Source organism: Deltaproteobacteria bacterium (genome assembly GCA_019308995.1).
GTDB lineage: Bacteria > Desulfobacterota > Desulfarculia > Adiutricales > JAFDHD01 > JAFDHD01.
In genome coordinates, this window is record JAFDHD010000178.1 from 1 (window position 1) to 4,529 (window position 4,529).

Annotated in this window: 4 protein-coding genes; 2 read left to right on the forward strand and 2 right to left on the reverse strand. The window is 52.7% G+C overall.

Features of this window, described 5'->3' with window-relative positions; all coding sequences use genetic code 11:
• Together JRI95_16455 and JRI95_16460 are read left to right on the forward strand one after the other, a co-directional pair.
• The coding region (locus JRI95_16455) for a hypothetical protein (GenBank protein ID MBW2063135.1) at positions 1 to 376 on the forward strand (376 nt) is incomplete at its 5' end.
• A 43-nt stretch (positions 377 to 419) separates the two neighbouring features.
• On the forward strand, positions 420 to 1,898 hold the full coding sequence (locus JRI95_16460; protein MBW2063136.1) for a hypothetical protein: 1,479 nt from the start codon (positions 420 to 422) through the stop codon (positions 1,896 to 1,898).
• A 137-nt stretch (positions 1,899 to 2,035) separates the two neighbouring features.
• On the opposite strand, the gene JRI95_16465 is transcribed toward JRI95_16460, so the two are convergent.
• Positions 2,036 to 3,178 (reverse strand): acyl-CoA/acyl-ACP dehydrogenase, encoded by a 1,143-nt coding sequence (locus tag JRI95_16465; protein MBW2063137.1) that lies wholly within the window; start codon positions 3,176 to 3,178, stop codon positions 2,036 to 2,038.
• A gap of 4 nt (positions 3,179 to 3,182) precedes the next feature.
• Positions 3,183 to 4,409 carry an acyl-CoA dehydrogenase family protein gene (locus JRI95_16470; protein MBW2063138.1) on the reverse strand — a complete coding sequence of 409 codons (1,227 nt, stop codon included), beginning with the start codon at positions 4,407 to 4,409 and terminating at the stop codon, positions 3,183 to 3,185.
• Between the last annotated feature and the right edge of the window lie 120 nt (positions 4,410 to 4,529).

Consider the following 4,529-nt stretch of genomic DNA (forward strand, 5'->3'; position numbering starts at 1 on the left):
GCATGGGACCGGCTCCACGGACATGGGGGACATCGCTCACCTGATGCCAGCCCTTCACCCCATGGTTGGCGGCGCTAGCGGCCGGAATCACGGCGCTGACTTTCAAATTTCTGATAAGGAGCTGGCTTACGTGGTCCCGGCCAAGCTTTTGGCCATGACGGCCATTGATCTTCTTTACGGACACGCTGAAAAAGCCAGTACCATCTTGGCAGGATATAAACCGAAAATGACCAAGACCGAGTACCTCAAACATCAGCAAAAGATTTTCAGAACTGAAATTTACGATGGAGAGACAGGGAAATCTCAGATCGAGCCGGTTCTCATTTCGGCTAGACGGGATCCGATTGATTTACAAAGGTCTCTGATGCTGAAGTGACGCCAATCAGACCGATCTTTATTTGAAAAAATGGAGGTCCAGTATGGAACAAAAAAGGCGTAAACTAGAAAACTGGCAGGAGGAGTATCGGCGCAAGCTTGTCTCGACAGAGGAGGCGGCCCAGGTAATCAAGTCAGGAGATAACATCTTCATTCCGAGTGTTTATTTGGGAAACGTGGCACAGGCTATTGCGGCCCGGCATGAGGAGCTGCGTGACGTTCATATCGAGGTTCAGGCGCCTCTTTTCGATCCCGGTTGGCTTTCGCCGGGAATGGAGGAGTCCTTCAAGGTGATTGTCCGCATATTTTTAGGGCCAACCAGCCGATTAGCGCACGATGAGGGTCATGTTTCCTTCCTGCCTTATACTAACGGAACCTGGTTCAAACTCTATCGTGACAATCGGCAGGCGGAGCGGGATATTGACGTGGCCTTATTTAATGTTTCACCGCCGGATGAAAACGGGTTTTTGAGTTTTGGTGAAGCGGTGTGGGAGAGACGAAAATATGCCGATCACGCCAAGACGATTATTGCCGAAATGGACGAGAACCTGATCAGGTCGCGCGGCGATACTTTTCTCCATGTTTCAGAGGTTGACTACCTGGTTGATTCCACGGCGCCTCCGCTGGTAGAGGAAGAGATTGAACTGCTGGTCAATTGCGTCTCTTTGGAAAAGCAGGATCAGGCGCGCAAGACGATAACCCTGGCGAATCCCAGATCGCTGCGGCATTTTGTCGAAGCAATTGATGACATTGAACAGAACAGGATTGAGGTTCTCCTCGGCCTGGATGAGCCTGATGACGCTTCCAGGGGCATTGTCGAGCATTTGAAGACGATCTTACGCGATCGAGACACGATCCAGATGGGCATAGGCTCACCATCCAAGTTCATGATTGAGTTAGGGCTCTATGACAACCTTAATGATCTGAGCATCTTTAGCGAGATGGCCTGTCCAGGCATGGGTTTTCTGGTTAAACGCGGCATCGCCACCGGAAAGTACGCCACGGTGCACCCTGGCAAGGCCGTCTTTGCCGCCCTGTCCGGTATGCGCCGCGAGGAGATCCTCTGGGCCGACGATAATCCCCTCATAGAGCAGTACAGCTCAGACTATGTCGTCAATATCGCCAACGTTGCCAGGAACCAAAACATGGTCTCCATTAACAATGCCATCCAGATGGATCTTACCGGCCAGATTACCTGTGAAAGCCAGTTCGGCCCCAGGTTGATAAACGGACCGGGCGGGCAGATCGAGTTTCACATCGGCGCATTCTTCGCCCCAGGCGGCCGGGCCGTCACATTACTCAGGTCCACCTGGGCTGACGGGGCGGTTTCGAACATCGTCCCTTATCTGGATCAAGGCTCGCTGGTGTCCATTCCCAGGGTCTATGCCGATATGGTGGTTACGGAATATGGGGTGGCTGAGCTTCTAGGCAAGACTCACCGCGAGCGGACTAGAGAGCTGATACGGGTGGCTCATCCCGATTTTCGGGCCGAGCTCGAAAAGGCGGCTCAGGATATTTTTTAAAATGATTTTTGGAGTGAGGATTTTAGCGAGGAGTCAAATAGACCGGAGTAGGCCGAATGTTTGATACTTGTTGATTTTACTTTTCTCTCTTATCTGGACAAGACCTTGGAGGGCGAACCCTCCAAGGTCTTGTGCCTTCAGATTCCCAGAAGCCGCGTCACTTCTTCCCTGTGGAAAGCAGAATCGCCAAGGGCGACCTGATTGAACTTGGCCCGCTTCAGGTAGAAGTGCATATCATGCTCCCAGGTGCAGCCGATGCCTCCCATGACCTGAACGCCCGAGGTGGCGACGTTCCGGTAGGCGTCCGTGGCAAAGGATTTTAAGGCTGAGGCCGCGAGGGCGGCCGGGCCGGAGTCCTCCTCTTCCTGAGCCCAGACGGTATAATAAAGGAGGGACCGCGCGCTCTCAACATCAACCAACATATTCGCACAATTATGTTTAATAGCCTGGAAAGCCCCAATAGGTTGATTGAACTGATGCCGGATCTTGGCATACTCCACCGCGATCTCCATGGCCTTTTGAGCGCCGCCGACACTATCCGCGCCCAGGCCTATCTGGGCCCGCTGGAGCATTCGAAAGAGGGCGCCCCAACCTTTATGAACCTCCCCGAGGACTTCGTCTATAGAAATACAAACACCGTCAAATTTGACCTCACACTGCTTCCGCGTCCGATCCATGGTCTTCAAGGGAGTGATGGAGAGACCGTCGGCCTTGGTGTCAACCAGGAAAAGAGTGATCCCTTGAGCCGGATCGTCACCAGGCTCGGTGCGGGCCGCGCACACCATGAAGTCTGAGGTATGGGCGTCGGGCACAAAGAGCTTGGCGCCATTAAGGACAAAGCCGTCCCCTTCTGAGCGCGCCTCCATCTGTATATATCCCGGCTCCGGACCGCTGTCAGGCTCGCTAAGGGCCAGGGTCCCTCGCGTTTCACCCATGGAGATTTTAGGGAGATAAGCCTTCTTCTGTGATTCGTTCCCCGCCTCGATTATGGCTTCAGCCGCCAGCATAACCGTTGAAAAATAAGGGCCAGGCGTTAGGGCCCGCCCCATTTCTTCCAGTACGATGCAGAGGTCGGTAAGGCCCAGGCCGATCCCGTCATATTCCTCGGGGATGTGCATCCCCATCCAGCCCATTTCGGCCATTTTGCCCCATATTTCGTCCGTGAATCCTTGTTCATCTTCGAACATGTCACGGACATACTCGATGGGGCATTCGTTCTCAAGAAACCGGCGCGCCTGGTTTCTGATTTCGATTTGATCTTCGTTGAAACTTATATCCATGGGTTTAACTCCTTTCCTTATCCTTTAAAATCGCTCGCGCCATATCCTTGGGCAGACCCAGGACGCGCTCACCAACGATATTCCTCAAAATTTCAGCGCTCCCGGCTTCAATGGTATTCCCCTTGGCTCGCAAGAAGGTGTACTGCCAGAAGCCGTCATCCACGGTTAAGGCAGAATCCTTTATCAATTGATTGTATGGCCCTTCAATATCCATGGCCAGCTCGCTCATTCTCTGATGAAGCTCACTCCAGATGATCTTACCAATAGAGCCCTGGGGACCGGGAACCCCGTCTTTGATCACTTCACTGAGGCTTCTGAATCCATTATATTTAAGAACCATGAGCTCGATATAAGCCTGGGCCAGCTTCTGTCTGATCATGGAATCTTCAAGCACCGGTTTTCCACCGCGCTTCATATCTTTGGCCATCTTGACCATCCGATTAAATTCCCGCATGAATGAGTTGGCCACGTTTAAATCACCCATGACACGCTCGAACATCAGGGTGGTAAGGGCAATGCCCCAGCCCTTGTCTTCCTCACCCACCAGCATATTCACGGGGATTTTTACGTCGTCTAAAAATACTTCGCAGTATTCACTTTCATCGGTGAGCTGCTTGACGCGCCTGACATCCACACCGGGGAGCTCCATATCCATGAGCAGGTAGCTGAGTCCTCTGTGTTTGGGAACGTCAGGATTGGTGCGCACCAGGAGCATGCAATAATCAGAGATGTGGGCTATGGACGTCCAGATCTTCTGTCCATTGACCACATAATGGTCGCCTTTCTTCACGGCCCGGGTCGAAACACTGGCCAGATCAGAGCCTGAGTTGGGCTCACTGAAACCCTGGCACCAGATGTGCGTCCCATCCAGGAGCTTGGGCAGAAACTCCTTCTTCTGCTCATCGGTTCCCTGGGCGTTGATTGTAGGGCCACCCATGCCAAAGCCGATGGCGTTGGTGCCGTATCCATGGGTCTCGGCATAGGGTGACAGCTCTTCCGCGACGATGATCTCCTCCATCACCGTTCCGCCCCGTCCCCCATATTCCTTATCATACCGGATGCCAGCGTACCCGGCGTCATAAAGCTTTTTCTGGAAACTTCGATAGGCCACGGCCCTCTCCTCAATCGTGTCTGTCTTTGGAGGCGGTTCATCTTTGGGAAAAGTTTTTTCCAGCCAGGCTCTGAATTCCTTGCGGAATTCCTCGTCTTCCGGGGTTAGTTTATAGTCCATTTTTAGCTCCTCCTCCTATGATGGTTTGTCTACTCCAAACTTTTTGTGTAATTTAGTAAGTATCTGTTTTTAAAGGAATCGTGTTCAAGTATCCCTTTCCGTCGGAGCCACCCGTCGCTC